Annotated in this window: 25 protein-coding genes; 16 read left to right on the forward strand and 9 right to left on the reverse strand. The window is 63.0% G+C overall.

The window, feature by feature from the left end:
* Positions 1-45: 45 nt before the first annotated feature.
* From LDZ23_RS22355 to LDZ23_RS22375, 5 genes are all read left to right on the forward strand, one after another.
* The gene (locus LDZ23_RS22355) at positions 46-948 is read left to right on the forward strand and encodes a lysophospholipid acyltransferase family protein (RefSeq protein WP_051079015.1); all 903 of its coding nucleotides are present in this window, start codon (positions 46-48) and stop codon (positions 946-948) included.
* Between the two features lie 4 nt (positions 949-952).
* On the forward strand, positions 953-1,537 hold the full coding sequence (locus tag LDZ23_RS22360; protein ID WP_008348284.1) for an outer membrane lipoprotein carrier protein LolA: 585 nt from the start codon (positions 953-955) through the stop codon (positions 1,535-1,537).
* Positions 1,538-1,544: 7 nt separating this feature from the next.
* Positions 1,545-3,917: an MMPL family transporter gene (locus LDZ23_RS22365; protein WP_008348286.1), complete on the forward strand. Its 2,373-nt coding sequence runs from the start codon at positions 1,545-1,547 to the stop codon at positions 3,915-3,917.
* The gene (locus LDZ23_RS22370) at positions 3,914-4,726 is read left to right on the forward strand and encodes a polysaccharide deacetylase family protein (RefSeq protein ID WP_008348288.1); all 813 of its coding nucleotides are present in this window, start codon (positions 3,914-3,916) and stop codon (positions 4,724-4,726) included. The genes LDZ23_RS22365 and LDZ23_RS22370 overlap by 4 nt, the downstream gene beginning before the upstream one ends.
* A gap of 183 nt (positions 4,727-4,909) precedes the next feature.
* Positions 4,910-5,596, forward strand: a complete 687-nt coding sequence (locus tag LDZ23_RS22375; RefSeq protein WP_160172879.1) for a GntR family transcriptional regulator — start codon at positions 4,910-4,912, stop codon at positions 5,594-5,596.
* A 19-nt stretch (positions 5,597-5,615) separates the two neighbouring features.
* Here the strand turns inward: LDZ23_RS22375 and LDZ23_RS22380 are convergent, their stop codons facing one another.
* Positions 5,616-6,818 (reverse strand): mandelate racemase/muconate lactonizing enzyme family protein, encoded by a 1,203-nt coding sequence (locus tag LDZ23_RS22380; RefSeq protein ID WP_008348293.1) that lies wholly within the window; start codon positions 6,816-6,818, stop codon positions 5,616-5,618.
* Positions 6,819-6,864: 46 nt separating this feature from the next.
* Positions 6,865-8,136, reverse strand: a complete 1,272-nt coding sequence (locus LDZ23_RS22385) for an MFS transporter (RefSeq protein ID WP_244808221.1) — start codon at positions 8,134-8,136, stop codon at positions 6,865-6,867.
* A 353-nt stretch (positions 8,137-8,489) separates the two neighbouring features.
* On the opposite strand from LDZ23_RS22385, the gene LDZ23_RS22390 reads away from it, so the two are divergent.
* The 5 genes from LDZ23_RS22390 to LDZ23_RS22410 all read left to right on the forward strand — a co-directional run bounded on the left by LDZ23_RS22390 (position 8,490) and on the right by LDZ23_RS22410 (position 12,294).
* Entirely contained in the window at positions 8,490-8,858 is a 369-nt protein-coding gene (locus LDZ23_RS22390) for a hypothetical protein (RefSeq protein WP_144403678.1), read from the forward strand.
* A gap of 181 nt (positions 8,859-9,039) precedes the next feature.
* Positions 9,040-9,762, forward strand: a complete 723-nt coding sequence (locus LDZ23_RS22395; protein WP_008348298.1) for a class I SAM-dependent methyltransferase — start codon at positions 9,040-9,042, stop codon at positions 9,760-9,762.
* An 80-nt stretch (positions 9,763-9,842) separates the two neighbouring features.
* Positions 9,843-11,048: a beta-ketoacyl-[acyl-carrier-protein] synthase family protein gene (locus LDZ23_RS22400; RefSeq protein WP_033536216.1), complete on the forward strand. Its 1,206-nt coding sequence runs from the start codon at positions 9,843-9,845 to the stop codon at positions 11,046-11,048.
* Positions 11,045-11,842, forward strand: a complete 798-nt coding sequence (locus tag LDZ23_RS22405; RefSeq protein WP_008348302.1) for a beta-ketoacyl synthase chain length factor — start codon at positions 11,045-11,047, stop codon at positions 11,840-11,842. Before LDZ23_RS22400 ends, LDZ23_RS22405 begins: the two co-directional genes overlap by 4 nt.
* A complete protein-coding gene (locus LDZ23_RS22410; protein WP_008348304.1) occupies positions 11,842-12,294 on the forward strand; it encodes an ApeP family dehydratase in 453 nt (150 codons plus the stop codon). Before LDZ23_RS22405 ends, LDZ23_RS22410 begins: the two co-directional genes overlap by 1 nt.
* Here the strand turns inward: LDZ23_RS22410 and LDZ23_RS22415 are convergent.
* The 3 genes from LDZ23_RS22415 to LDZ23_RS22425 all read right to left on the reverse strand — a co-directional run bounded on the left by LDZ23_RS22415 (position 12,267) and on the right by LDZ23_RS22425 (position 14,356).
* Positions 12,267-13,034, reverse strand: coding sequence for a class I SAM-dependent methyltransferase (locus tag LDZ23_RS22415; protein WP_008348306.1), 768 nt, complete (start codon positions 13,032-13,034; stop codon positions 12,267-12,269). The two genes, LDZ23_RS22410 and LDZ23_RS22415, sit on opposite strands and share 28 nt — an antisense overlap.
* 34 nt (positions 13,035-13,068) lie before the next feature.
* Positions 13,069-13,668, reverse strand: a complete 600-nt coding sequence (locus LDZ23_RS22420) for a LysE family translocator (RefSeq protein ID WP_008348307.1) — start codon at positions 13,666-13,668, stop codon at positions 13,069-13,071.
* Between the two features lie 106 nt (positions 13,669-13,774).
* A complete protein-coding gene (locus LDZ23_RS22425) occupies positions 13,775-14,356 on the reverse strand; it encodes a flavin reductase family protein (RefSeq protein ID WP_008348308.1) in 582 nt (193 codons plus the stop codon).
* A 121-nt stretch (positions 14,357-14,477) separates the two neighbouring features.
* Between LDZ23_RS22425 and LDZ23_RS22430 the strand changes: the two genes are divergently transcribed.
* From LDZ23_RS22430 to LDZ23_RS22440, 3 genes are all read left to right on the forward strand, one after another.
* Positions 14,478-15,251, forward strand: coding sequence for a PadR family transcriptional regulator (locus LDZ23_RS22430; protein WP_404989957.1), 774 nt, complete (start codon positions 14,478-14,480; stop codon positions 15,249-15,251).
* 13 nt (positions 15,252-15,264) lie between these two features.
* Positions 15,265-16,095: a siderophore-interacting protein gene (locus LDZ23_RS22435; protein ID WP_008348310.1), complete on the forward strand. Its 831-nt coding sequence runs from the start codon at positions 15,265-15,267 to the stop codon at positions 16,093-16,095.
* A gap of 77 nt (positions 16,096-16,172) precedes the next feature.
* Entirely contained in the window at positions 16,173-17,930 is a 1,758-nt protein-coding gene (locus LDZ23_RS22440) for an IlvD/Edd family dehydratase (RefSeq protein WP_008348311.1), read from the forward strand.
* 32 nt (positions 17,931-17,962) lie between these two features.
* Here LDZ23_RS22440 and LDZ23_RS22445 read toward each other — a convergent pair whose 3' ends face one another.
* Both LDZ23_RS22445 and LDZ23_RS22450 read right to left on the reverse strand, forming a co-directional pair.
* Positions 17,963-18,736 (reverse strand): L,D-transpeptidase, encoded by a 774-nt coding sequence (locus LDZ23_RS22445; RefSeq protein ID WP_244808222.1) that lies wholly within the window; start codon positions 18,734-18,736, stop codon positions 17,963-17,965.
* Positions 18,737-18,918: 182 nt separating this feature from the next.
* Positions 18,919-19,419 carry a universal stress protein gene (locus LDZ23_RS22450; protein ID WP_008348313.1) on the reverse strand — a complete coding sequence of 167 codons (501 nt, stop codon included), beginning with the start codon at positions 19,417-19,419 and terminating at the stop codon, positions 18,919-18,921.
* Between the two features lie 144 nt (positions 19,420-19,563).
* On the opposite strand from LDZ23_RS22450, the gene LDZ23_RS22455 reads away from it, so the two are divergent.
* A complete protein-coding gene (locus LDZ23_RS22455; protein WP_008348314.1) occupies positions 19,564-20,847 on the forward strand; it encodes a LysR family transcriptional regulator in 1,284 nt (427 codons plus the stop codon).
* Positions 20,848-20,965: 118 nt separating this feature from the next.
* Entirely contained in the window at positions 20,966-21,631 is a 666-nt protein-coding gene (locus LDZ23_RS22460) for an O-methyltransferase (protein ID WP_008348315.1), read from the forward strand.
* 49 nt (positions 21,632-21,680) lie between these two features.
* Here LDZ23_RS22460 and LDZ23_RS22465 read toward each other — a convergent pair whose 3' ends face one another.
* Together LDZ23_RS22465 and LDZ23_RS22470 are read right to left on the reverse strand one after the other, a co-directional pair.
* Positions 21,681-23,258, reverse strand: coding sequence for a SulP family inorganic anion transporter (locus LDZ23_RS22465; RefSeq protein WP_033536218.1), 1,578 nt, complete (start codon positions 23,256-23,258; stop codon positions 21,681-21,683).
* Between the two features lie 82 nt (positions 23,259-23,340).
* Entirely contained in the window at positions 23,341-23,988 is a 648-nt protein-coding gene (locus LDZ23_RS22470) for a carbonic anhydrase (protein WP_033536219.1), read from the reverse strand.
* Between the two features lie 259 nt (positions 23,989-24,247).
* Here LDZ23_RS22470 and LDZ23_RS22475 point away from each other — a divergent pair, with 259 nt between their 5' ends.
* Entirely contained in the window at positions 24,248-25,075 is an 828-nt protein-coding gene (locus tag LDZ23_RS22475; protein WP_081851882.1) for an alpha/beta fold hydrolase, read from the forward strand.
* The last annotated feature ends 1 nt before the right edge of the window (position 25,076 follow it).

Raw genomic sequence — 25,076 nt, forward strand, 5'->3', positions numbered from 1 at the left:
TGGGCCGACCGCCAGGAACGCAGCAACCTCGCGTTGCTGCGCTTCATGACGTGGATATCGCTGCGCTTCGGACGGCGCATCGGGCGCGTGCTGCTGCGGATCATCACCGCGTATTTCGTCGTGTTCGCGCCGCGCGCGCGGCGTGCGTCGCGCGGCTATCTGAATCGCGCGCTCGGGCGGCATGCGGGCTGGCGCGACGGGTATCGGCATGTGTTTTCGTTCGCATCGACGATTCACGACCGCATCTATCTGCTCAACGAGCGCTTCGATCTGTTCGATATCCGCACGCACGGCGTCGAGGATGTCGAAGCGGCGCTCGCCGGCGGACACGGCGCGTTCTTGATGGGCGCGCATCTCGGCAGCTTCGAAGTGGTGCGCGCGATCGGGCGGGCGCAGCCGCATATCCGCATCGCGATCACGATGTATGAAGAGAACGCGCGCAAGATCAACGCGATCCTCGCCGCCGTGAATCCGGCCGCGCATCACGATGTGATCGGTCTCGGCAAAGTCGATGCGATGCTCAAGGTGCGCGAGCGGCTCGATGCGGGCAGCCTCGTCGGCATTCTCGCGGACCGCACGCTGCCCCAGGCCGGCGACGCGCTCAGGGAACGCGACTTTCTCGGCGCGCCCGCCGCGTTTCCGCTCGGGCCGCTGCATATGGCGGCGGTGCTGCGCCGTCCGGTCGTCTTCATGACGGGGCTGTATCTCGGCGGCAATCGCTACGACATCCATTTCGAAACGCTCGCCGATTTCTCGACGATCGAGCGCGGCGAGCGCGCCGCCGCCGTCGATGCCGCGCTCACGCGCTATGTCGCGCTGCTCGACAAGTATTGCCGCGCCGCGCCGTACAACTGGTTCAACTATTTCGATTTCTGGCAGACGAGCGCCGCGCAGGACCACGCGCCCGCGAGCGCGGCGCCGCTGCGGGAAGCGACGAGGGATTCCTGAACTCATGCGAATTTTCGCCGCCGTTCTGACGGCCGCCTTGCTGTCGGCTGCATCGACGATCAGTGCCGCCGCCGACGCCCCCTGGACGCTCGATCGCCTGATGAACACGCTCGGCGCGAAGAAATCGGGCCGCGCGCATTTCACCGAGACGCGTTATCTGAAGATCGCGCAGGCGCCGCTCGAATCGTCGGGCGAGCTCGTGTTCGTCGCGCCCGATCATCTGGAAAAGCACACGACGAGTCCGAAGCCGGAGAATCTTGTCGTCGATGGCGACATGCTGACCGTCGACCGCAACGGCCGCAAAATCACGATCCCGCTGCGCAACTATCCGGAACTGGGCGCGTTCATCGAAAGCATTCGCGCGACGCTCGCGGGCAACCGCTTCGCGCTCGAAAATGCGTACAAGGTTTCGATCGACGGCAAAGGCAACGACTGGACGATGACGCTCGTGCCGATCGATTCGCGCATGCAGCAGAAAGTCAGCTCGATCACGCTCGCAGGCACGGGCGCGGCGCTCGCGCGCGTCGAGATTCGCCAGGCCGACGGCGACCGCTCGCTGATGCGCCTGCAAGACGCGTCGGCGCACTGACCGCGGCATGCGCGCGGTCTCGCGGTCCTTGCGTCAGCCGGCGGTCATCGTCTGGCTGTGCTTTCTCGCGGCGTGCGCGGCGATCATCGCGCGCGCGAGCTTTTCCGCCGATCTCTCCGCTTTCCTTCCGCGCACGCCGAGCGAGCAGCAGCGCGTGCTCGTCGAGCAGTTGCGCGACGGGCTCGTGTCGCGGCTGATTCTCGTGGGCATCGAGGGCGGCGATGCCAACGCGCGCGCCGGCCTGTCGCGCAAAATCGCGGCGACGCTGCGCGAGGACAAGCGCTTTTCGGCGATCAACAACGGCGAGCCGGTCGGACAGGCGCGCGACGAGCGCTTCGTGTTCGAGCATCGCTATCGGCTGAGTCCATCGGTTACGCCCGAGCGCTTCAGCGAATCCGGCCTGAAAGACGCGCTCGCCGACAGTCTCGACCTGCTCGCCTCGTCCGCGGGCATGATGACGAAGGACTTGCTGCCGCACGATCCGACCGGCGAAGTCACCGCGCTCGTCAGCCGTCTCGACAGCGGCGCGCAGCCCGCGATGCACGGCGGCGTGTGGGCATCGCGCGACGGCCAGCGCGCCGTGTTGCTGGCGCAGACCGCGGGCCCCGGTTCCGACACCGACGCGCAAGCGAGCGCGATGGCCGCGATCCGCGCCGCGTTCGACAAGGCCGCGCCGGGCGCGACGCCTTTTCGCCTGCTGCTGACGGGGCCGGGCGTCATCGCCGTCGAATCGCGCGACACGATCATGCGCGACGTGCGCTGGCTGTCGGCGGCGAGCATCGTGCTGATCGTCGTGCTGCTGCTCGCGGTGTATCGGTCGGTGCCGACGCTCTTGCTCGGCCTGATGCCGGTGCTTTCCGGCGTCGCGGCGGGCGTGGCCGCCGTGAGCCTCGCGTTCGGCACGGTCCACGGTCTGACGCTCGGTTTCGGCACGACGCTCATCGGCGAGGCGGTCGACTATTCGATCTATCTCTTCGTGCAATCGGCGGGCGTTCAACGGCGCGAATCGCTGAAGGACTGGGTCGCGGGCTTCTGGCCGACGATCCGTCTCGGCGTGCTGACGTCGATCTGCGGCTTCGCCTCGATGCTCTTCTCCGGCTTTCCGGGCCTCGTGCAGCTTGGGCTGTATTCGATCGTCGGTTTGTCGACGGCGGGCATCGTCACGCGCTTCGTGCTGCCGCATCTGCTGCCGCAAGGCTTCGCGATTCGCGATGTCTCGCGCCTCGGCAATGTGCTCGCGCGTTTCGCCGCGCGCGCGTCGCACTTGCGCGTGGCGCTCGCGGTGCTGCTTTTCGTCGCGCTCGCGACGCTGCTCATGCAGCGGCACGGCTTGTGGAGCCAGGAGTTGTCGTCGCTCAGCCCGGTTCCGAAGGCGAGCCAGGATCTCGACGAACGCCTGCGCGCGGATGTCGGCGCGCCGGACGTGCGCTATCTCGTCGTGGTGTCGGCGGCGAGCGAGCAGGCCGCGCTCGAGCGCGCGGAAGCCGTCGCGCGGCAATTGCAGCCGCTCGTCGATGCCCGCGTGATCGCCGGTTTCGAAAGCCCGGCGACGTATCTGCCGAGCGACGCCGCGCAGCGCGCGCGCATCGCGAGCCTGCCGGATGCCGATACCTTGCGCGCGCGTCTCGCGCCCGCCCTGCGCGATCAGACGATCCAGGTGAAGCCCGAGGTTTTCGAGCCTTTCATCGCCGATGTCGAAGCCGCGCGCGCGCAGCCGCTCTTGCGACGCGCCGATCTGCGCGGCACGTCGATGGCGCTCGCCGTGGATTCGCTTCTCACCGAACGCGACGGCCGCTGGACCGCGATGCTGCCTTTGCGCGCGGCCGAAGGCTCGGACGTGCGGGTGCACCAAATTCGCGCGGCGGTCGCGGCGGCGCGCGTGCCGGACGCGCTGTTCGTCGACATGAAAGCGGAAGCCGATCGCCTCTACCGGAACTACGTGCACGAGGACATTCGCCTGTCACTCGGCGGATTCGCCGCGATCGTCGTGCTGCTGGTGCTCGCGCTGCGCTCACCGGTGCGCGCGGCGCGCACGCTGGCGCCGCTCGTCGCGGCGGTGATCGTCGTGATCGCGGGCCTCGCGCTCGCGGGCAAGTCGCTGACGATCCTGCATCTGATCGGCATGCTGCTGATTGTCGCGGTCGGCTCGAATTACGCGCTCTTCTTCAACTATCGCGCGCACGCCGAAAACGACGCGGTTTCGCCGCAAACGCTCGTCTCGCTCGTGATCGCGAATCTCGCGACCGTGCTCGGCTTCGGGCTGCTCGCGCTGTCGAACGTGCCGATGCTCAAGACCTTCGGGTTGACGGTCGGTCCCGGCGCGATTCTGGCGCTGCTGTTCTCGGCGATTCTCGCGCCGCGCTCGGGATTGTCGCGATGAACGCGCCCGGCGAGCCGCGCCGCTGGACGCCGACGCCCTTGATCGGCGGCGCGGCGGCCGTGCACGCGGGCGCGCTGGCATCGCTGATCCTCGCGCCCGCGACCTGGCCGTGGGCGGCGGGCGGCGTGATCGCGTCGCATCTCGCGCTGACGGCGGCGGGACTCTGGCCGCGAAGCGCCCTGCTCGGCCACAACTGGACGACGCTCCCCGAATCGGCGGGTGCGTGCATCGCCATCACCATCGACGATGGCCCCGATCCCGACGTGACGCCGCGCGTGCTCGATCTGCTCGACGCGCATCGGGCACGGGCGACGTTCTTCTGCATCGGCGAGCGGGCGCGCGCCTATCCGAACATCGTTCGGGAAATCGTCGCGCGCGGACATGCCGTCGAGAATCACAGCCAGCGGCATCGGCATGATTTTTCGCTGATGGGACCGGGCGCGTTGCGGCGCGAGATCGACGCTGCGCAAGCCACGTTCGAGGAAATCGTAGGCACGCGGCCCCTCTTCTTTCGCGCGCCAGCGGGCTTGCGCAATCCGTTTCTCGAACCGGTGCTGTGCGCGCTCGGCCTGCAGCTCGCCAGTTGGACGCGGCGCGGATTCGATACGCGCACCGGCGACGCATCGCTCGTTTCGCGACGTTTGCTGAACGGATTCGCTGCGCGCGACATTCTGCTCGTCCACGATGGCCACGCCGCAAGGGACGCGAACGGCGCGCCCGTCGTGCTCGCCGCGCTCGACACCGTGTTGCGCGCGGCGGCGGATCGCGGGCTTGTCACCGTCACATTGCGCGAGGCGATCGTCGGATAGACGGCGCGGCCCCTCCGCTCGATTCTGGTGAGCACCCCATTCACTCCGCGCACACTATTGTTTCGGATTGCAAATAAGAATCTTCCGGAAGAGAAAAGCCACAGTCGCAAAGTATGCTTGGATCCGAAGCGATGTGTCTTTTTCCGTAAACAATATGTCGGATGACGAAGATAAGGGGTGACTGTGAGAGGGCTTGAACGAATTGCTTTTGATGCACCGAAGTCACTGGCGGAGATCACCGAGGAGCGGCTACGACAGTTGATCGTCAATGGAGAACTGGAGTTTGGGGAACAAGTCACGGAATCCAGGCTGTCCGACCTTTTTGGCTTGAGCAAAACGCCCGTCCGTGAAGCGCTCCTTCGATTGAGCATTGCCGGCCTCGTCGAGATAAAAGCGCGATCGGGAACCTATGTGTTCTCGCTGACGGACAAGAACATCTGCGACATCAGTACGCTACGCATTACGCTCGAACAGGCCGCCATTCGCTCCGCCATGCGCGAGAACGCTGCCCGCCTCATGGAAGAACTGAACCGGAACCTCGACGCTGCACGCGCCTTGCACGCAACGTTCGAGTTGGCAACGTATCGCGCGCTCGATCATGAGTTTCATCAGATTCTCGTCAGGCATTCGGACAACCCTTATCTGATCGATTGCTACTCGACGATAAGCACGAAGGTATTGGCGATGCGCAATCGCCTGACGTTCTCGCGCGAGTACATCAATAAATCGATTGACGAGCATCGTGCAGTCACCCGCGCGCTGGTCGAAAACGATGTCGACGGAGCCTGCATCATTCTTGCAGAACACGTCAACTGTGGCTTCACGGAGCGCACGCGACGTCTGTTGACAGACATCGCGCGAATGCAGTAACGCTGGGCGCGTGGTGTGCTTATTCGATCGTGAAGGCGTGATACCGCTTCACGACGTCATCGTTCAGTTGTTGCCCAAGCCCCGGCAAATCCGGGACTGAGAAGTCGCCGCGCTCGGGTTGATAGTCGTGAATGCACAACTCGCGCACGCAATCCTTCAGGCTGTGCGTGTGATGCTCGTGAATGATGAAGTTCGGTACCGCGGCTTCGAGGTGGAGCGCTGCCGCAGTCGAGACCGGCCCGCCGCAGATATGCGCCTGCATCGTCGCGTCGTACAGGTTTGCATAGTCACAGATTTTCTTCGCCTCCGTCAGTCCGCCGCAAAGGCAAATATCCGGCTGTATCACGGCCACGGCCTGTTTTTCGAACAGATCGCGATAACCCCAACGCGTATAGCAGCGTTCGCCGGTCGCGATCGGGATAGACGTATTGCGCGCGACCATCGCCATGTTGTCCATGTTGAGCGGATGAACCGGCTCTTCATAGAACAGGATGTTGTACGGCTCGACAGCCCGCGCGAACTGGATTGCTGCGTTGACCCCAAGCAGCGCGTGGGCTTCGATGATGATGTCGACGTCCGGCCCGACAGCTTCGCGCATGGCCGCGATCCGTTCCTCACCCATGCGCAACTGGTCCGCTCGTAACAGCCCGAAGTAGTTCTGGTTGACTTCCCAATCGAGCGGCGGGCCGCCGTTGCGGTCGACTTGCAACGGGTCGACCTTGATCGCCGTATAACCCTGCGAGACGGCTTTGCGTGCTGCGTCGGCGTACTGCTCGGGGCGTGTAAGCATTTGATGCGTGTCGCTCCAACCGAACTGAAGTTGACTGGCATAGGCGCGCAACCGCTCGTTTGTCTTGCCGCCGAGCAACTGATAGACCGGCGCGCGCAGGGCTTTGCCGCGAATGTCCCACAGAGCGATATCGATCGCGCTCATGCCCGCGTAGAAGACGTTTCCGCCGCCCATGCCCCAAAACGTTGCGCGGAACAGGTTTTCCCAGATCGCTTCGACCTTCATCGGATCTTTGCCGATGATGCGCGGGGCCAGGTCGCGCACGATGCCGACGCCCGCCTTTGCGCCCGCGCCATAGGCCAGGCCGACTTCGCCGATGCCGCTGATTCCTTCATCGGTATTGATACGGATAAGGACCGGATTGAAGCGCGCCATGCGCGGATCGGTTCGGCTGACTTCACAATCGAATATTTCGACGTTCGTTATTTTCATTTATCAATATTCCAGAGAGACTTCGATGGAGCCCGATGCGACGATGTCAAGCGTTCGCGGTTTGCGCCGACGGACCGACCTTCGGTGTCTGGCGAGGAATGCTCATCGTGACCAGCACACAGAACGCGGCGACGCACAAAGCCGCCTCGACCATGAACACGCCATATGATCCGTAAGCCTGAGAGACATGTCCGAGCGCCTGGTTCGCGAGAAAGCCGCCGAGACTGGAGCACGAGTTGATAAAAGCGATGCTCAACGCGAGACCGGCCGGGGACAGCATTGCAGGGGGAATGGCCCAATACGGGCCGTAGAAGCTCAGAATGCCAACGCCAAACAACGCCATGCCAGCCATGCGAAGCGACATGGACGGAACGCTCGCGATGACGAAGAAGCCGACACCCGCAAGCAGCATCGGTAGCGCGGCGTGCCATTTGGGTTCGCCCGTGCGGTCGGAGTGCGCGCCCCAAAGCGGCATCGATATCATCGCGCAGACATACGGCAGCGCCATGATGAGCCCGGTTTGCGTATCGGTCAGGGACGCCGCGAATCCCTTCACCTGCCCCGGAAGCCAGTAATTCGATGCTTGCGAGGCCGCTTGAATCAGCATGTATGAGAGCGCCAGTTTCCAGATCGTCGAATTGCCCAACACCATCTTCAGCGTCGGCTGTTCGTCGGCGCCCTGCGCGCTTCTTTCCCGCTGCAACTCCGCTACGAGCCACGCTCTTTGATCCTTGTTCAGCCATTTGGCATCCGCAGGCGCGTCGACCAGAATGAAGAAAGCCAGACCGCCCAGCAGAATGGTCGGCACGCCTTCGATCGCGAATAGCCAGCGCCAGCCGCCATACCCGGCCATGTGGACGTGCTCGACGATCCAGCCGGACATCGGCCCCGCGACGACCGAGGAAAAGGCAATCGCCATCATGAAAAACGACGTGACCTTGGCTCGCTCGCGAGCAGGGAACCAGCAGGCGAGATAGAAGATCATGCCGGGGAAGAAACCCGCTTCGAACACGCCGAGCAGCAGGCGCGCGATCGCGACGTGGGTCGCAGTCTGGGCAAAGAATGTCAGTGCTGTAACCGCGCCCCACACTATGACGATGAAGCTGATCCAGCGGCGCGCGCCCAAGCGCTGAAGCGCGAAGTTGGCCGGAATCTGGCACAGCAGATACGACGCAAAAAACATCGATGCGATCGTGCCGAACTGGGTCGGGGAAATGTCCAACTCCCGATTCATTTGCAGGGCCGCGAAACCGACATTCACCCGGTCGAGATAGTTGAAGAAGTAAAGAATGAACGCGAACGGCACGATCTTCCACATCACCGTTCGAATGACCTGCGGCCCAAATTCCTGACGCTCCAAAAATGCCTCCCGAATATCGAATGGTCAACATACCTATTTAATATTGACAACACGGTATCCAGCAGCGTTTTCTCGGTCAACCCGAAGTATCTGATGTATGAGATACCAATTTGTGTGCCGTAGCGTGTCACGCTTCGCTTTTTCAAATCTTCGCAATTCTAAACATCCAAGAACGATCGATAGACAACGTCCTATTTGAGCGAAGACCTTCAGTCAGCGAATTTTTCGAAGCCAAAACCGAAACAGGAGAATGAAAGGTGCCAGCGCAAGAAGCATCACGATTTCCAGTGCCCCTTCGCACTCGAGGCAACGTGGTTCAGAATCCGGATGCCGTCGCCGAAGCGAGGCTGTCGTCTTTGCTCGACGCAAAAGCCGTCGCCATACTTGAAGCGACGCCTGAGCTCGACAGCATCATTGAACGCTTGCATCAAAGTCACGGATATCTCGCAAGAGCCGAGGCGGATCTCTTGCATCTGCGAAGCTCGCTCAGGATGCTGGCCACGCAAAAACGGGCCGCGCAAGCGGATATAGACGCGGCAGTCGAGCAAGCAACGACCGCCGTTAGCAGGACCGTCGAAAACCGCGTGCAACTTGCACTTGACGCGTCGCGAAACGGAATAAACGTCAGGTTCTTTTGCGTCGATCACTTCGAGAATCCCGCGAGCGCGGACGGTCTGTGAAGGCCGAAATCTTCGCGCAACGATCGATCCGCGCGCGGATGTGCTTCGTCGCGATGCGGAAAAAACAACGTGTTCAGACTCGAACATGTTCAACGATCTCCGGCGCTCTCGAAAGATTGAATCTATAGTCGAGGGCTGACCCGTCAGGGGCCGTTGCATACGTGAACTCACCCTTGCCCGAATGCTGCCCGCCGCGCTCATCGAAACCGCCAGCCGCCCCTACCGCGCGGCGGGCCGGTTCGCGTGGCACTTCGCATCGGCCAAGCTGCGTCGCGATCCGTTCTTCGCCCATATCCTCGCGCACGGCCTGATTCCGGATGGCGCGCGCATCCTGGATCTCGGCAGCGGCCAGGGCTTGCTCGCCGCGTGCCTCGTCGGCGCGCACGCGTGGCATCGCGAACACGCCCAGCGTGCGTGGCCCGCGCGCTGGCCCGCGCCGCCCGTGCCGCGCTCGATTCACGGAATCGATCTGACGCCGCGAGACGTCGCCTGGGCGCGCATCGCGTTGCAGGCGCACGAGGTGCGCATCCGATTCGTGTGCGACGACATTCGCGCCGCGCCGTTTCCCGATGCCGATGTCGTCGTCGCCTGCGATGTGCTCCATTACGTCGATGCCGACGCGCAGGTGTCGATCCTCCGCCGCGCGCGCGCCAGCCTCGCGGCGAACGGCGTGCTCCTGCTGCGCGTCAGCGATGCCGCCGCGGGCTGGCACGCGCGCCTCGATCGCGCCATCGATTTCGGCATGCAGATCGCGCGTTCGGGGCGCGCGAACGGTCTGACGGTCCGCAGCGAGGCGCAATGGCTCGCGCTGCTCGGCGATCTGCGATTCGCGGTCTCCATCCGTCAGATGGGCCATGGCGCGCACGACGCCAATCGTCTGTTGATTGCGCGTCCCGCCGGCTGATTGGCAGCATCGTCCAAAGGCCTCGTTTGTTACAATTCATCGTTTTCGAACGCTCCCGACTCAAGGGAAACGAGCCCGTAGTGAATCCTCTTCTGCTTACGCATTTCACCGCGACGAGTTGCGCGGGCCGCGGGCTCGACGCGACGCTCGCCGCGCTCTCGGACGCACGCAGCGGACTCGCGCCGTGCGACTTCGAGGGCGCCGCGCTCGCCACTTATACGGGCCGCGTCGCGGGCATCGAGGATGCGCCGGTGCCCGCGGATCTCGCCGCGTTCGACTGCCGCAACAACCGGCTCGCGCAACTCGCGATGACGCAGGACGGCTTCGACGACCGCGTCCGCGAAGCGATCGCGCGTTACGGCTTGGAGCGCGTCGGCGTGTTCATGGGCACGAGCACGGCGGGCATCCTCGAAACCGAACTCGCCTACCGGCGTCGCGACACCCGGACGGGCGCGCTGCCCGCCGATTTCAATTACGCCAACACGCACAACCCCTATTCGCTCGCCGCTTTCGTGCGCGCCTATTTCGGGCTGCGCGGGCCGGCGGCGTCGGTGTCGTCGGCGTGTTCGTCGGGCGCGAAGGTGTTTGGGTCGGCGCGGCGCATGCTCGAAAGCGGCGTGATCGATGTGGCCATCGTCGGCGGCGTCGATACGCTCTGTCTCACGACGCTCTACGGTTTCAATTCGCTGGAACTGCTCGCGCCGGGTCCGTGCAAGCCGTTCGACGTGAAGCGCGACGGCATTTCGATCGGCGAGGCGGCGGCGTTCGCGCTGCTCGAACGCGATTTGGCCGATCCCGCCGATGACGACGCGATCCGCCTGCTCGGCATCGGCGAATCGAGCGATGCGTATCACATGTCGTCGCCGCATCCGGAGGGACTCGGCGCGCGCATCGCGATGGAACAGGCGCTCGCCAGCGCCGGTCTCGATGCGAGCGACATCGGCTACGTGAATCTGCACGGCACGGCGACGCCCAGCAACGACGCCGCCGAGAGCCGCGCTCTTACGAGCCTGTTCGCGCGCGTGCCGTGCAGCTCGACCAAGGGCGCGACGGGGCATACGCTCGGCGCGGCCGGCGCGCTCGAAGCGGTGATCGCCGCGCTGACGCTGCAGCACCAGATGATTCCCGCAGGCGCCAATACCACCGAGCCGGACCCGGCGCTCGGCCTCGACTACGTGCTGACGACGCGCGCCGCGCCGTTGCGGGCTGTGCTGTCGAACTCGTTCGGCTTCGGCGGGACGAACTGCAGTCTCGTGTTCGGACGCAAGGGAGCGGCATCGGCATGACTCCATTGCGTGCATTTATCGAAGGCATCGGCGTGATTGGTCCGGGCCTGGCCGGCTGGCCCCATGCCGCCGACGTGCTGACGCAGCGCGCCGTTCGCGACGCCGCTCAAACCGTGCTGCCCGCGCCCGCCGGTCTGCCGCCGGCCGAACGCCGCCGCACCGGGCCGGTCGTGCGCGCGGCGCTCGCTGCCGCGCACGAAGCGGTCGCGCAGAGCGGCCGCGACGCCGCGACGCTCGCCGCCGTGTTCGCGGCATCCGGCGGCGATGGCGGGAATTTCCACGCGATCTGCGAAACCCTCGCGAGCGCCGAACCGCAGCTCTCGCCGACGCGCTTCCACAACTCGGTCCACAACGCGCCCGCGGGCTACTGGAGCATCGCGACGCGCGCAATGGCCGCATCGAACGTGCTGTGCGCGTACGACGGCAGCTTCGCGGCCGGCTTGCTGGAAAGCCTCGCGCAAGTGAGCGTCGATGGCGCCGCGACGCTGCTCGTCGCCTACGACACGGACTATCCCGAGCCGTTGCGCCAAGTGCGTCCCATCGTCGATGCGTTCGGCGTCGCGCTGGTGCTCGCGCCGCATGAGAGCGATCGGACGCTCGGGCGCATCGAAGCGCATCTGTCGGACGAGGACGCTTCCGCTTTCGCCGATGCCGATCTCGAAGCGCTGCGCCTGTCGAATCCCGCCGCGCGCGCGCTGCCGTTGCTCGACGCGCTGGCGCATCGGCGGGCGGCGAACGTCGTGCTGGATTATCTCGACGGCACGCAGCTCGCCGTGAGCGTCGAGCCGTCATGATGTTCGGCCGCGACTGGATCGCCGCGCGCATTCCGCATAGCGGCTCCATGTGTCTGCTGGATGGCGTCGTCGCGTGGGATGCAAAGCGCATCCGCTGCACCGCGACGAGTCATGTTTCGCCGGATAATCCTTTGCGCTCGAAGGGACGTCTCGCGTCGGTATGCGGCATCGAATACGCGGCGCAGGCGATGGCGGCGCATGGCGCGCTCGTCGCATCGAACGAAGCGAGACCGCGCGTCGGGATGCTGACCAGCGTGCGTGGCGTGGAAACGCACATCGACCGGCTCGACACGCTCGACGCCCCGCTCGATATCGAAGCCCAACGCATGGGCGGCGACGACAACACCGTGCTCTACCGCTTCACCGTTCACTGCGCAGGCCGGCTGCTGCTGAGCGGCCGCGCTGCGGTGATTCTCGACGCCGCTCAGCGCGCCGGTTTCGTCGCGCAATAAGCGGAAAAGATGCCGAGCTCGACGTCGCGGCGCACGTCGATGAAACCGGCGCGCTCGATCGCGGCGATCACATCGGCGGGCGGCACGCAGGCCTCGATCGTGTCCCAGTAATAGCGCATCAACTCGACGCTTTCCCCTTTCTTGCCGACGATGCGCGCGATCGTCGGCACGACGCCGCGCATATAGAACTTCAGTGCAGCGATGCCGATACCATGCCCGGGCCGCGTGATTTCCAGCACGCAGAGCCGTCCGCCGGGCGCGAGCACGCGGAAGTATTCGTCGAAGGCCTTCGAAAGATCGCTTACATGACGCAGCGCGAAGCCCATGCTCAGAAAATCGTAGGCGGCGTTCTCGCACGGCAGATCTTCCGCCGTGCCGATGCGCGTTTGCACGCCGATCGGCAGATGCGCCTCGCCGACCATGCCCGGACTCGGATCGACGCCCGTCACGAGCGCCGGATCGCCGGTGATCGCGACCGCTTCCCTCGTGACGAGCCCCGTTCCCATGCCGACATCGAGCACGCGCATGCCACGCGCGAGTCCCGCCGATCGCAGCGCGCGATTTCGATACCACGAACCGGAACCGAGCGCCATCACGCGTTCGATCGCGTCGTAGTCGGATGCGGTGCGGTCGAAGATGCCGCGCAGCCAGACGCGCCTTTTCGATTCGTCGGCGTAGTAGGAGGTGAGCGGCTCGTGCGGAACTTTCTTGTCGAGGGGATCGCGCCGATGAGAGGTCATTCAGTCTCCAGATTTCGCTGTTCGTTTTATCGCTTCAGTGAAGCGCCGTCCACGCAAGCGCGATGGAGAACGTGGCCAGCACGATCGATGCCCCGCGCTGAACGCGCTCGGGACTCAGCCACGCGAGACGCCCGGTGCCGAGCGCCGCGCCGAAGGTGATCCACAGAAAGCCGATCGGAATCAGCGCGGCGGCGAAGATCGACATCGTCTGAAGATAAACGACGGCATTGCCGAAGGCGCTGGCCGGAAAGATCGCGCTCGCGAAGAGCATCGCCTTTGGATTGAGCAATGTGGTGACGAAGAGGGTGCGCATGCCGACCGTCTTTTGCGCGGACGTCGGCAGGGAGACGGCGGTGCGCCACATCAGGACGGCGAGATAGGCGATGTAGACGCTGCACGCGACGCGCAGAAATGTCGGGAGCCAGGTGAGAAAGCCGGCCGCGTGCGTGACGAGATAGCCCCAGACGGAAATTGCGATGAGGTAGCCGGCGAGCTCGGCGGCCATGAGCGGCGTGGCGCGCCTGACGCCGCGACGCAAGCCCGCGGTCGCGAGCAGTGTGTTGGTCGGTCCGGGCGTGATCAGGATGATGACGATGCCGAGCAAAAGGAGCGCGGCCTGGGAGCTCGAATGCATGGAACGGTTTTGAATATTGGATGCAACGTGCTTAATACCATAATTCGATGCCGTTTCTGCCGCGCGGCAAGGTTTGCTAGCCGTGTCCAGGGGCGCATCGACGGCGTCAGCGCGCAAGCGGCTTCGCCTGCTCCATCGACGACGCGCGCACGAACTTCCCCGCGCCGAGATGGTGAATCGTGTGTAGCGGCTGATTCGATTCGTCGATGATCCAGTGGCCGTCGACGAACACGCGCGAATCGGCAGCGGCTGCGACGACTTCGGCAAAACAGGTGTCGTAGGCGTCTTCCGTGTGCTTCTCGTCGATCAGCCTGCATTCGAGCCAAGCCGCGCAATTCGTTTCGATGAGCGGCAGACCGAGCACCGGCCCTTCCACGATGTCGATTCCGAAGGCCTCGAACTTGTCGATCTCGCGCCCGCTCGTCGAGCCGACGGCGTACGTGAGATCGATCATCGCCGCACCCGGCACGACGATGCCGAACGTGCCGCTCGCGGCGGCGAGCTCGCGCGTGTAGGTGCGCTTGTCGATCACGACGGCGATGCGCGGCGGCGTGAACTCCACCGGCATCGACCAGGCGGCGGCCATCACGTTGCGGCGCGCGCCGTGCGCGCTGGTGACGAGAACGGTCGGACCGTGGTTGATAAGGCGGCTGGCGTGCTCCAGCTTGACGGGACGGAAATGGCTCATGGATTTATGTGTGCAAAAGACAATGCGGGCCATTGTATGCGGCGTTCAAAATGCGCGCGTCCGCCGATCGATCCTAAGAAGATCTTCTTGACAGACACTCTTACGATATATATCTTTAGATATGTTTTACGACATATCTGGAGTGTTCCCTATGAAATCCCGCTGCTTTCAACGTGCGCGTGACGGCGGTTTCCGCGCATTCGGCTTTGATGGTTCTGCGTTCGACGCCCCAGAGGGGCACGAACGATTCGCTTTCGAACGTTGGGGAATGATCGGCCGTCATCGCCATGGCGGCGGCGGTCGCTTCGGCGGCGGCCCCGGTGGCATGGGCGGCATGGGTGGCATGGGCGGGTTCGGCGGCGAAGACGGCATGCCGCGCGGCCGCAAGTTCTCGTCGGACGACTTGCAACTGTTGCTGCTCGCAATGCTCGCCGAAGCACCGCGTCATGGTTATGAACTCATCAAGGCGCTCGAAGACCGCTCTAACGGCTTCTACGCGCCGAGTCCCGGCATGGTCTATCCGGCGCTCACCTATCTCGAAGAGCTCGGTTATGCGACCGTCGAGCTGGAAGGCAACCGCAAGCGCTATGCCCTTTCCGACGCGGGCCGCGAATACCTCGCATCCAATCGCGAACGCGTGGACATCATGCTCGCGAAGCTCACGCATTTCGCCCGCAAGATGGATCTCGTGCGCCGCGCGTACATGGGCGAAGAAGTCGATGACGCCGCCGCCGACAACGGCTGGGCGCCCGAGCTGATCGCCGCTCGCCGCGCGCTGAAGAAGGCGCTGCTCTTGCGCACCGACGCATCGCAGGAAGAACAACGCCGCATCGCCGCGATCCTCGCGCGCGCGACGGCCGAAATCGAACAAAACCCGGCGCCGAAGCAGGCGTAAGGAGCCAAAGACGATGACCGATTCCATCCTGCAAGACCGGCCCGATCTCGAAGTCACGCGTGTGCGCCACGCGCTCAAGTTTCGGCTGCTGAAAGTCACGCGCGTCCAGGCGCTCAATCCGCACTTCGTGCGCGTGACCTTCACGGGTGACTCGCTCGACGATTTCGTCAGCGCATCGTTCGACGATCACGTCAAGCTGTTTTTCCCCGCGCCGGGCGAGACCCTGCCCGCGCTGCCGCAAGCGGGTCCGAACGGTCCCGAGTTCGATCCGGCCAAACCGCGTCCGATTGCGCGCGATTTCACGCCGCGTCGTTTCGACCGTGATGCGCGCGAGCTCGATATCGAATTTGCACTCCACGAAGCCGGTCCCGCAACGGCCTGGGCCGCGCAGGCCGCGCCCGGTCAGCATCTCGGTATCGGTGGACCGCGCGGTTCGTTCGTCATCCCAACTAACTTCGACTGGCATCTGATGATCGGCGATGAAACCGCGCTGCCCGCCATCGCGCGTCGTCTCGAAGAACTGCCCGAAGGCACGCGCGTCGCGACGCTCATCGAAGTGGCCGATCCTTCCGCGCGCATCGAATTCGACACGCGCGCCGATCTGTACGCGCAATGGCGTTATCGCAACGAAAGCTCACATCCCGGCGGCGCGTTGCTGCTCGCCCTTCGCGAAACCTATGTGCCCGATGGCGAAGGCTATGTGTGGGCGGCGGGCGAAGCCACGCTCATGCGCGAAGTGCGCAAGCTGCTATGCGACGAACGCGGCATCGACAAGAAACGCATTCGCGCTTCGGCTTACTGGAAACGCGGCGAACAAGGCGTGCACGAAACGATCGACGGTTGATTCGTGATCGCCCGACGATAAACCGGTGATAATCGAGGCACGGAGACGTTCAACGCTTATCACACGGCAGGGCGACCATGACCGACACGTTCAAGAAAAAGTCCGATGACGAACCCGCGCAACCGAGCGGCCTGCGCAAATCGCTGACGAGCTATGGCGACAATGGCTTCTCGCTTTTTCTGCGCAAGGCGTTTATCAAGGGCGCGGGTTATACCGATAGTGCGCTCGATCGGCCCGTCATCGGCATCGTCGATACGGGCAGCGCGTATAACCCGTGTCATGGCAATGCGCCGCAACTCATCGAAGCCGTCAAACGCGGCGTGATGCTCGCGGGCGGCTTGCCGATGGATTTCCCGACCATATCGATCGCCGAATCGTTCTCGCAACCGACGAGCATGTATCTGCGCAATCTGATGTCGATCGACACCGAAGAGATGATCCGCGCGCAACCGATGGACGCGGTCGTGCTGATCGGCGGATGCGACAAGACCGTGCCCGCGCAGTTGATGGGCGCGGCATCGGCGGGCATTCCCGCGATTCAACTCATCACCGGCTCGATGCTTACGGGAGCCCATCGCGGCGAGCGCGTCGGCGCATGCACCGATTGCCGGCGCTATTGGGGCCGCTTTCGCGCGGAGGAGATCGACGAAGCGGAAATCGCAGTGGTGAACAATCAACTCGTCGCGAGCGTGGGGACATGTTCCGTGATGGGCACGGCGAGCACGATGGCGTGCATCGCCGAAGCGCTCGGCATGACCGTGCCAGGCGGCGCCTCGCCGCCTGCGGTGACGTCGGATCGTATGCGCGTTGCCGAGCTCACTGGCACGCAGGCCGTGCAGATGGCGCGCGAGAATCTCACCATCGACAGGATCCTCACGGCTCAAGCATTCGAGAACGCAATGCGCGTGCTGCTCGCGATAGGCGGTTCGACGAACGGCATCGTGCATCTAACGGCGATCGCGGGACGCATGGGTTATGACATCGATCTGCAAGCGCTCGATCGCATGGGACGCGAGACTCCCGTGCTCGTCGATCTGAAGCCGTCCGGATCGCATTACATGGAGGACTTTCACAAGGCCGGCGGCATGGCTACGCTGTTGCGCGAAATGAAGCCGCTATTGAACCTGAACGCGCTGACGGTGACGGGCCGCACGCTCGGCGAAGAGATCGATGCTGCGGGCCCCGCTTTCGCGCAGAATGTCGTGCGCCCCTTCGACAAGCCGATCTATCCGCAAGGCGGTATCGCGGTGCTGGACGGCAATCTCGCGCCGGGCGGCGCGATCATCAAGCAATCGGCGGCGAATGCGAAGTTGATGGAACACGAAGGGCGCGCGGTCGTGTTCGAGAACGGCGCCGATCTCGCGGCACGCATCGATTCGGATGATCTCGATGTCACGCCCGACGATATCCTCGTGCTTAAGAACATCGGGCCGAAGGGTGCGCCGGGCATGCCCGAAGCGGGTTATATCCCTATCCCGCGCAAGCTCGCGGTAAAGGGCGTCAAGGATATCGTCCGCATCTCGGATGGACGCATGAGCGGTACTGCGTTCGGCACCATCGTGTTGCACGTGACGCCTGAAGCGGCGGTGGGCGGTCCGCTCGCGCATGTTCGAACGGGCGACCGCATTCGCCTGAGCGTGTCGAAACGCGAGATCAGTCTGCTCATCAGCGATGAAGAACTCGCAGCGCGCGCTAAAGGATCGCCGGTCACGATTCCCACTGCGGATCGCGGTTATCGCAAGCTGTTCTATGACACCGTCACCCAGGCGGACAAAGGCGTCGACTTCGACTTTCTTCGAGCTACGCAGACCCGCGGGGTGATACCGCGCCGATAGGCTCGAAAGGCCACTTGAGCGTGGCCTTTTTTTCAACCGGGACTCGATCCGTCAGCCACGGCTTCCGAAGGATCTTTGGAACTGCGATAGACATACACTTGCGTGCCCACAGGACTTGTCTCCCACAGTCGCTGCATGACTGCCTCTGATCCTACTCCCATGCAGCCATGGCTGGCGCCCTCATATCCTTGGTTCTGAAAATCGTATGAGAGGTGGAAGGCCTGACCGGAGTGCTTGTCTTGATCCTTGTCCCATGCAATGAACATCGCATAGGGCATGGGCGTTCCATAGGCCTTTGAAATGTGATGGCGGCTCTTGAAAGCTATGCGTCCGCGACCTTCGCCTGTGGCATATCGCGCACCGTGGGCATCGCCGGGACGCACATAATACGACCACTGCGCTATGCCATTTTTATAAACCGTTGCGGTGAAAGTCGTCTTATCGACACAAATGATGTGCTTGGCTTTGGAGCAAATGGAAGGCACCGTCGTGGATGCGGGTGTCGGTGCCCTATCGAAGCTGAAACCATCCGGGACGACGGGGCCGGCCGTCTTTCCATCGTGAGGTTCAATGGCTGGATTCGCAGCATACGATGCACTGGCCTGAGCCTGAATCACCTCGATTGCATCGACTACGGACAGCCCTTTCAAGGGATCCGAAGCGAGCACCGGGCTCGACGCGACCGCTTCCATCGATACATTTGCCGCCGCGTCAGAAGGCATGACATTGACGCTTGCGGCTAGCGCGCCTAACGCCAGCACAGCCACGACACCTACAGCCAGCCATTTCCAACGGCGCTGGCCCAAACAGAAACTACGCACTCCCTATCCCTCTTGAAACGAAGTCGTCGCAAAAATTGAAGCGATGCGATTATCAACGCTCTCCGAGGGGTTGTCGATCAGCCACTTCTGGTTGTACCGCGACATATCGCAGCACGCGTTTCTCTACGCGTGGGTGAAACGGTTTCCGCTACCGTCGCATAAGCGCATCAGGCGTGATGCGTTTGCAACGCCGCGCCGCGAATTTCCATCACGTCCGCCGAATCAGCGACGCATACGGTTGCGATCAGCACTTCCCGATTCGTATGGCGGCACACCACGTTACGAACACGGTCCATGCCGAAGCTGAAGACGCCGCGCTTCCTTGCACCGAGCACGACGAGATCCGCATCGAGGCGATTGGCTTCATCGGCGATGATGCGGCCGACGCTGCGCCCGTCTCGCGGCAACGTGCGCGTTTGCCAGTCCGCATCGATGCCCGCACGCCGAAGCATCTTCTCGCTGCTGCCGCGAATCAAGAGCGCGAGCTGATTCACGAGCGCGGGCAGGTCCGATAGACATTCCATCTGCCATCCCGCCCACCACGGCGACGATTCGATCACATGCAGCACGGTCAGACGCGCGTTGTTTTCGCGCGCCCGCGCAATCGCGGTCGACAGAGCGGCTTCGCTGAAACTCGGGCTCACTGCGACGAGGATATGTTGATACATGGCGCAACCCTCCGATCAATCGATGACATCCATCGCTCTATGCATGACATCATGATCGGCGACGACAATTAGGGGAAAGTGAGCGCGAAGCGCACGAGCCTGTACGATGCGATAAATCAAACTGATGGCATCGGGCACCTTCATATGGACAATCGGGAACTGCTCAATCTCGCGTATCTGCGCGCATTTCGGCTCGTCGCGCAAACGGGCAGCGCCACGCGCGCCGCCGCGGCACTGTTCCGCGCGCAATCGGCGGTCACACGCTCGCTGCAGGAACTCGAAGCGGCGGTCGGGGAAACTTTATTGGAGCGTCGTCCGTCGGGCATGTTGCCCACGCCTGCGGGACGCGCTGTGCTGTTGCGCTGCCAGCGCATCTTCGCCGAACTCGAAGAACTGGCGCAGTGGTGCGCCACGCGCCAGTCACGGCGTCGGACCGCGACAGGCGGCACGCTCCCGGCCTTTCTGCTCAATACACGGCGGCTTCAGTTGTTCTCGGCACTCGCGCGCCATCGTCACATGCCGAGCGCAGCGCAGACGTTGGGGCTCAGTCAACCGGCCGTCAGCAGCGCGATCCGGATCATGGAGACCGGCGCTGGTATGCAACTGTTTTATCGCAGTCCGCGCGGGTTGCTGCTCACCAGCGAAGGCGAAACTTTCGTGCTGCATGTGCGGCGCGCGCTGAACGAACTGCGCCACATTCCTGATGATCTCGCGGCGCTGCGCGGCACGATTCAAGGTTATGTCACGGTCGGCGCGCTGCCGCTTGGCAGAACGTTGATCCTGCCTGGCGCGATCGCGCGCGTTGCCGCGCAATATCCAGGCGTGCGCGTCGTGACGGATGAGAGCTCGTATGAAACGCTGGTCGCGGGACTGCGTGCCGGCGATATCGATTTCGTGCTCGGCGCGTTGCGTCAGAACGATGCGTCGAGCGGACTCGTCAATGAGCGCCTCATGTCGGAAGATATCGTAGTGATCGCGCGTCGCGGGCATCCGCTTGCAGCGCGAAGTGGCCTGACGCTCAAGGAGCTGATCGCTGCGCAATGGATTCTGCCGCGTAGCCAGGCACCCGCGCGCGGAATGTTCGAAGCGCAGTTCAAACGATGGAAACTGAAACCGCCGATGCCGACCGTCGAGACCGCCGATCTCGCGGTCATTCGCGGGCTCCTGATGCATACCGACATGCTCGCTGCCGTATCCGCACAACAACTGCACTACGAATGCGAGTCGGGTCAGCTAACCGTAATGGACATTCCGCTGCAAGCCACGCGCCGCGAGATCGGGCTTACGATGCGCGCAGGCGGCACGCCCTCGCCGGCCGCGCGTGCATTGATCGACGCAATCCGCTTGACCGTCGATCAACTCGGGCATGAGTTGCGGCGCGAGTCGCGCAGTATCGTCAAGACAGTCGGCGCAAATGTGTCACCTTGATTGCGAACTGCTTTCAAGGTCATCTGAATTGTTTATCGCGCAGACGCGTTTTGTACTGGGCTCCATTCGTGTTGTATCGTTCGAGAGAACGCGATAACCGCAACGGCAAGGAGATGCCATGAACGAACAGCAATGGCTTGCGATGGACGAATACTTGTGCGATCGAACGCAAACGCCGGACGCCGCACTCGAAGCCGCATTGAAATCCAGCGCGGACGAAGGGCTGCCTGCGATCAACGTCGCGCCAAACCAGGGCAAGCTGCTGCAGATGCTCGCGCAGTTGCGCGGCGCGCGACGCATTCTCGAACTCGGCACGCTCGGCGGCTACAGCACGATCTGGCTCGCGCGTGCCCTGCCTGCGGACGGTACGCTCATCACGCTCGAAGCCGTCGAGCACCATGCTTCCGTCGCGCGCAAGAACATTGAACGCGCCGGATTGTCGGGCGTTGCGTCGGTGATTGTCGGCGACGCTGTGGATACGCTCGAATCATTCGTGCGGGACGGCATTCCGCCTTTCGATTTCATCTTTCTCGACGCCGACAAGAAAAGTTATCCCGCCTATTTGCGCCTCGTGTTGCGCCTGAGCCGGCCCGGCACGGTGATCGTCGCGGACAACGTGATTCGCAGTGGCCGCGTGGCGGACGTCGGCAGCGCCGACCCGGACGTCATCGGCGTGCGCAAGTTCTTCGACATGCTCGCAGCCGATACCCACGTGACGTCCACGGCGATTCAAACGGTCGGCAGCAAAGGGTGGGACGGATTCTCGATCTCGATCGTCTCGTGAACGGCGCCCGAAACGGTTGGTGCATCGAGACGCCTCGTTCGACTTCCTCTTACTCCGACGACATCTCCTGCCTGCGCAAGCCGAGCCATCTGCCTCGCAATGCGGGCGCACCACTTTGCGAGCGAAGGTGCGGCAGCTTCCTGCATTCGACATGCATGTCGCGCGAAGCCGCCGCGGCCACGAACCTGTCGATCTCCTCGCGCACGTCGGGGTCGATATAGTCCGCGCGTGAAGCGTCGAAGATCACCGTCGCGCCGTCGGGTATCGTGCGCAGATGATGTTTCAGCGTGACCTTGCCAAGAAATGAAACGTCTTTTCTGAACGACACCAGATAGTGATCGTCGTGCTGCGCAATCGTAATGGGACGGCTGAGGTTCGCGCGCATGGCAAGCAGAAGACTGCATGCAATGCCGAGCAAAATGCCCATCAGCAGATCGGTCAACAGCACGCCGGCAATCGTTGCGATGAACGGCACGAAGCGCTCGATGCCCTGTTTCGCGACCGCTGCGAACAACGAAGGCTTGGCGAGCTTGAGACCCGTGAAGATCAGGATCGCCGCGAGACAGGCCAGCGGAATCAGGTTGATGACGCTCGTCAGCGCGAACACGCTCACGAGTAGCAATGCGCCATGCATGAACGACGACCATCGGCTCTGCGCGCCCGCATGCACGTTCGCCGAACTGCGCACGATGACGGAAGTTATCGGCAGCGCGCCAATCGCACCTGCCATCATATTGCCGATGCCCTGCGCTTTCAGCTCGCGATCCGGATGCGCCGCGCGCTTCTTGGGATCGAGTTGCTCGACAGCTTCGAGGCTCAGCAGCGTTTCGAGGCTTGCGACGATAGCAAGCGTGAATGCGAGCCGCCATACATCGGGGTTCGCGAACTGCGAGAAGTTCGGCAATTCGAGCGCATTCGTGAACGCGGTGAACGACTCCAGCGACGGCAGCGCGACGCGATGTTGCGCGGGCGGTGCGAAGCCAGGCGCGAACAGATCGAGCAGCAGAGTCGCACCGATGCCGAACGCGACCACTGCGAGCGGCGCGGGCACGGCGCGCACGAGCGCAAAGCGACGCATCGAGCGTGTTTCCCAGCCTGCGAGCATCGCAAGCGAGACTACGGCGACAATGCACGCCGCTGCGGATATCGGACCGAAGGGCGTGTCGAGCATGCCCGGACCGTTCGCTGCAGGCGCGCCTGCGTTCGCGAATCCCGCAGCAAGCGGAATCTGCTTGATGACGAGCAATAGGCCAATAGCCGCGAGCATGCCTTTGATAACCGACGAAGGCACATAGGCCGCGAAGCGCCCCGCTTTCAACATGCCGAAGCCGAATTGAATCGCGCCTGAAAGCAGCACCGCGAGCAGAAACGCGGAGAAGCTGCCAAGCCCGGCGATGCCATCGACGACGATGACGATCAAGCCCGCGGCAGGGCCGCTCACGCTCAATTGCGAGCCACTCAGCAACGCGACGACGAGGCCGCCGATAATGCCCGACAGCAGACCGGCGAACGGCTCCACGCCGGATGCATTGGCGATGCCGAGACACAAGGGCATCGCGACGAGAAACACGACAGTGCCCGCGAACATGTCTCGCGGAAAAGTGGCTAGACGGTTATTCGAGTTCATGATTTTTTTCGAACGAGTTGGGTCCTGCGAATGTCGCGAAAGCGACCTCGCATCGATAAGCGATCGTTAGAAATGAGCGGGCTTAGGCGGCCCGAAGCGATGTGACCTGCGCGCTCGCAATGTCGCGACTTTCGCTCTCTTCGGCGTAGCCCGAAGCGAGCACTTTGATGAGCCCGTCGTGCAGGCCGAAGATCCAGCCATGAACGCGTGGCGGCACGTCGTGCTCTCGCACGATGGCGTGTTCTCGCAAAAGCCGCACTTGTTCGAGCACGTTCAGTTCGGCGAGTCGATTTGCGCGCGCGTCGAGCTCGCCGAATGAATCGAGTTCGTGCCGATGCCGTTCGCCCAGCGCGCACAGCGGCGCGATCCGGCGATTCACATGCGGCAGGTCGCTCGATTTCGGCAGGAGCGAGGCGCGCACGCCACCGCATCCGTAATGGCCGCAAACGATTACGTGATCGACCTTCAAAACGCGCACCGCGTATTCGAGCACGCTCAACGTGTTGTCATCGGATGGAGAAAAAAGGTTAGCGATGTTGCGATGTACGAAGAGGTCGCCAGGATTGGCGTTCGTCACAGTCTCGGCGGGCACGCGGCTATCCGCGCAGCCTATCCACAGCACTTTAGGGCTCTGTCCTTGGGCGAGACGCGGAAAAAATTGCGCGTCGGCGTGCGCGGTCTCGCGTGCCCAGGCAATGTTTTCCAGAAGCATTCGTTTCGGTCGATTCATGCAGATCTCTCCAGAACGGGCGCGCCATAGTTGCACACGCAAGTATTCGAATAAGGGCCGCATCTGCGTTGCAGTGCAGCGAGATTCTTACGAATAACTTTCGCAGAAAAAGTTCAGCGCTGTCCAGAGAAAAAAACAGACAAATAAATTTATTTTTGAAAGATCGCGCAGGACCAATGATGTATTCGCCAGTCGGGTTCAAAGCTGCAGGCGCGCCGTCTGATAATCTTTGTACTTCACGCTCAGCATTCGCAAACAGATGACCGACCCTGCAGCAAGCATCGACACGACGCGCTTCGTCGAACTGAATGGCGCCGCTTCCTCGGTGCGCATCGAATATCAGTGGCTGAATCCGGAGCGCGCCGATGCGCCTATCGCAGTGTTCCTGCATGAAGGACTGGGCTCGATCGCGCTATGGAAAGGCTGGCCGCAAATGCTTTGCGATCGCCTGAACTGCAGGGGACTCGTCTATTCGCGGCCAGGTTATGGCCGATCCACGCCACGGCGCGCCGAAGAAAAGTGGCCGGTCGAGTTTCTGCATCTGCAAGCGCAAAAAGTATTGCCCGCATTGCTCGATGCGCTCCACATCGACGCACGGGAACGTGCGCGCATGTGGCTCGTCGGGCATAGCGATGGCGGCACGATCGCCCTGCTCTACGCCCGCGCATTTCCCGAATCGCTTGCCGGTCTCGCCGTCCTCGCTCCGCATTTGTTCGTGGAACCGATGACCGTGGAAGGCATCACAAAGGCGCGTGAAATGTATGAAACGACGTCGTTCCGAGAAAAGCTCGAGGCTTATCACGACGATGTGGATTCAGCCTTTTACGGATGGAACGATGCGTGGCTGAATCCCGCGTTCTTGCATTGGGACATCACGGAACAAATATCGTCGATCAAACGGCCATTGCTCGCCATTCAAGGCCAGGACGACGAATATGCGTCGATGCTGCAACTCGACAAGATCGCGGCGGCTGTCGGGCACGCGCAGCTCGTCAAGCTCCCGCAGTGCCGCCACTCGCCGCATCGCGATGCGACCGATGCAGTGAACGATGCGATCGCCGCTTTCGTGCGAACGCATCAGCAGTGAA

The organism is Caballeronia zhejiangensis, assembly GCF_022879815.1.
Lineage (GTDB): Bacteria > Pseudomonadota > Gammaproteobacteria > Burkholderiales > Burkholderiaceae > Caballeronia > Caballeronia zhejiangensis.